The organism is Pseudonocardia sp. ICBG601 (assembly GCF_020496245.1).
The window spans coordinates 1-3,126 of record NZ_JAHLJA010000215.1 but is presented as its reverse complement, the minus strand read 5'-3'; the positions used below and the strand labels follow the sequence as shown (position 1 = coordinate 3,126).

Sequence of the window (3,126 nt, the reverse complement as noted above, 5' to 3'; positions counted from 1 at the left end):
AGGCTCAGCTCGTCGATGCGCTGACCGCCCGCGCTCGGAGACGTCGTGCCGCCACGTCGGCCGTCGACGCGATGGTCGAGTGATCGTGGACGCCGTCGGGCGTGGTGAGACCGTCACACCCTGACCGGGTTCGGGGTCTTCGAGCCGCGACTGACGTGCACCCCGCACCGCCCGCAACCCGCGGACCGGGGAGACGGTGCCCGTCGGGGAGACCGTGGTGCCGTCGTTCCGGCCCGGCGCCGCCTTCAAGGAACGGGTGGCCGCCAGCGAGGCCGCCGCCGCGAACGCGACCAGCGCCCCCCGCCGTACCGAGCGGGCCGCGACGGGCAACGGTCGCACCACCGCGACCCGCAAGACGATCCCTACCGGAGACCGCGGGCGCTCCGGCCGCCGCGGCGGCACCGGCGAAGAAGGCGGCTGCCCCGAAGAAGGCGGCCGCGTCGGCGAAGAAGCCGGCCCGGCGGAAGGCCGCTGCGGAGAAGTAGCCGCGCCACCGTACTGCCCCCGGTCGGCGCCGCCCCGCGCTGCGCCACGGTGTTCCGCGCTGCCCGCGTCGCGCCGCCCGGCGCTGCCTGCGGGCGCGTCGATCAGTACATGAGTGCTGTTCGAGCGGGTGCGGACAGCACTCATGTACTGATCGACGGGGATCGCGGCATCGGTGACGCAGCCGGGTGCGGTCGGGGGTAGTGGGCGCGAGGCGGGTCCGTCGGGCGAGCAGGGCGCGGACCGTCCCGACGGTGCGACCGGCGTTGCGGGTGAGGCCGTCGGCGGTGATCCGAGGGTCTGCCATCCAGCGCCGCGGTGCGGGTGTCGCGGATGCGGTCGAGCGGGTCGTCGTGGTGGGCGCCGTCGTACTCGATCGCGAGCAGGGGCGTCGGGGTAGGCGAGGTCGAACCGCAACCAGGGGCGGCTCCGGCCGTCGTACAGCGGGAACCGGACCTGGGGGACGGGGGGCCCGGAGAGCACGAGCAACAGCCGTAGCCGGGTCTCGGGCGGGGACTCCGCGCGCGGGTCGGCGAGCGCGACGACCCTGTCCAGCCGGGCCGAGCCCCGCACGTGCGGGTGGAGCGACCGCCGGACCAGCAGGTCGGCGGGGTCGAAGCCGGGGCACGGCGCCGTCATCCGGGACAGCGTCCGTTGCTCGGGGCCGGTGTGCCCCGCACCGCGACGAACCCGGCCGGTCCCGTCTCCGGGCGGCGAGCGCGTCGAGGGGCCCGGCGTGGATCGATGCGGCCCGGCCCCGGAGCAGCGGCGTCACGGGGACCACGGCGGAGACGTACACGTCGGGGAACAGGCGCACGAACCGTGGCCCGCGCAGCCGCCCCGGCGTGACGGTCCCACGCGCGACGGCCTCCGACCCCCGGAACGGCTCCTCCACCCGCGCACCCTGCACCCCGGCCCACGCCCGGCGGGCGGAACCGGTGCGCCCGTTCGCGATCGCACACGCCGTCGCCGGGGCGGGCTTCCGGACCCGGTCGATCAGTGCACCAGTGCTGCCCGCCCGGGGTCGGACAGCACTCGGGTACTGATCGACGAGCGGCCCGGACCCGGGGCCGCCGGGTCCGGGACGGCGCGGCGGCCCCCGGGTCCGGGCCGCTCGTCGATCAGTACCCGAGTGCTGTCCGACCCCGGCGGGCAGCACTGGTGCACTGATCGACCGGGTCCCGGAAGCCCGCTCCCGGCGACGGCGTGTGCGATCGCGAACGGGCGCACCGGTTCCGGCCCGCCGGGCGTGGGCCGGGGTGCAGGGTGCGCGGGTGGAGGAGCCGTTCCGGGGGTCGGAGGCCGTCGCGCGTGGGACCGTCACGCCGGGGCGGCTGCGCGGGCCACGGTTCGTGCGCCTGTTCCCCGACGTGTACGTCTCCGCCGTGGTCCCCGTGACGCCGCTGCTCCGGGCCCGGGCCGCATCGATCCGCCGGGCCCCTCGACGCGCTCGCCGCCCGGAACGGGACCGGCCGGTGTTCGTCGCGGTGCGGGGCACACCGGCCCCCGAGCAACGGACGCTGTCCCGGATGACGGCGCCGTGCCCCGGCTTCGACCCCGCCGACCTGCTGGTCCGGCGGTCGCTCCACCCGCACGTGCGGGGCTCGGCCCGGCTGGACAGGGTCGTCGCGCTCTCGCCGACCCCGCGCGGAGTCCCCGCCCGAGACCCGGCTACGGCTGTTGCTCGTGCTCTCCGGGCCCCCCGTCCCCCAGGTCCGGTTCCCGCTGTACGACGGCCGGAGCCGCCCCTGGTTGCGGTTCGACCTCGCCTACCCGACGCCCTGCTCGCGATCGAGTACGACGGCGCCCACCACGACGACCCGCTCGACCGCATCCGCGACACCCGCACCGCGGCGCTGGGATGGCAGACCCTCCGGATCACCGCCGACGGCCTCACCCGCAACGCCGGTCGCACCGTCGGGACGGTCCGCGCCCTGCTCGCCCGACGGACCCGCCTCGCGCCCTACTGACCCCGACCGCACCCGGCTGCGTCACCGATGCCGCGATCCCCGTCGATCAGTACATGAGTGCTGTCCGCACCCGCTCGAACAGCACTCATGTACTGATCGACGCGCCCGCAGGCAGCGCCGGCGGCGCGACGCGGCAGCGCGGAACACCGTGGCGCAGCGCGGGGCGGCGCCGACCGGGGGCAGTACGGTGGCGCGGCTACTTCTCCGCAGCGGCCTTCCGCCGGGCCGGCTTCTTCCGCCGACGCGGCCGCCTTCTTCGGGCAGCCGCCTTCTTCGCCGGTGCCGCCGCGGCGGCCGGGCGCCGCCGGTCTCCGCGGGATCGTCTTGCGGGTCGCGGTGGTGCGACCGTTGCCCGTCGCGGCCCGCTCGGTCGGCGGGGGCGCTGGTCGCGTTCGCGGCGGCGGCCTCGCTGGCGGCCACCCGTTCCTTGAAGGCGGCGCCGGGCCGGAACGACGGCACCACGGTCTCCCCGACGGGCACCGTCTCCCCGGTCCGCGGTTTGCGGGCTGGTGCGCGGTGCACGTCCGTCGCGGCTGAAGACCCCGAACCCGGTCAGGGTGACGGTCTCACCACGCCGACGGCGTCCCACGATCACCTCGACCATCGCGTCGACGGCCGACGTGGCGGCACGAGACGGTCTCCGAGCCGGGCGGTCAGCGCATCGACGAGCTGA

The 3,126-nt window shown here is 76.6% G+C and carries 2 protein-coding genes and 2 pseudogenes; 2 read left to right on the top strand and 2 right to left on the bottom strand.

Annotated elements, in window-relative coordinates; all coding sequences use genetic code 11:
* Positions 1–166 precede the first annotated feature (166 nt).
* Together KPL57_RS61000 and KPL57_RS60995 are read left to right on the top strand one after the other, a co-directional pair.
* A pseudogene (locus KPL57_RS61000) lies at positions 167–598 on the top strand (HU family DNA-binding protein); the annotation flags it as partial.
* A 1,159-nt stretch (positions 599–1,757) separates the two neighbouring features.
* A complete protein-coding gene (locus tag KPL57_RS60995) occupies positions 1,758–2,453 on the top strand; it encodes a hypothetical protein (protein WP_226358964.1) in 696 nt (231 codons plus the stop codon).
* Positions 2,454–2,474: 21 nt separating this feature from the next.
* On the opposite strand, the gene KPL57_RS73470 is transcribed toward KPL57_RS60995, so the two are convergent.
* Complete coding sequence (locus KPL57_RS73470; protein ID WP_374203968.1) at positions 2,475–2,975, bottom strand: HU family DNA-binding protein; 501 nt, start codon at positions 2,973–2,975, stop codon at positions 2,475–2,477.
* Positions 2,976–2,988: 13 nt separating this feature from the next.
* Positions 2,989–3,126: pseudogene (locus KPL57_RS73465) on the bottom strand (hypothetical protein); the annotation flags it as partial.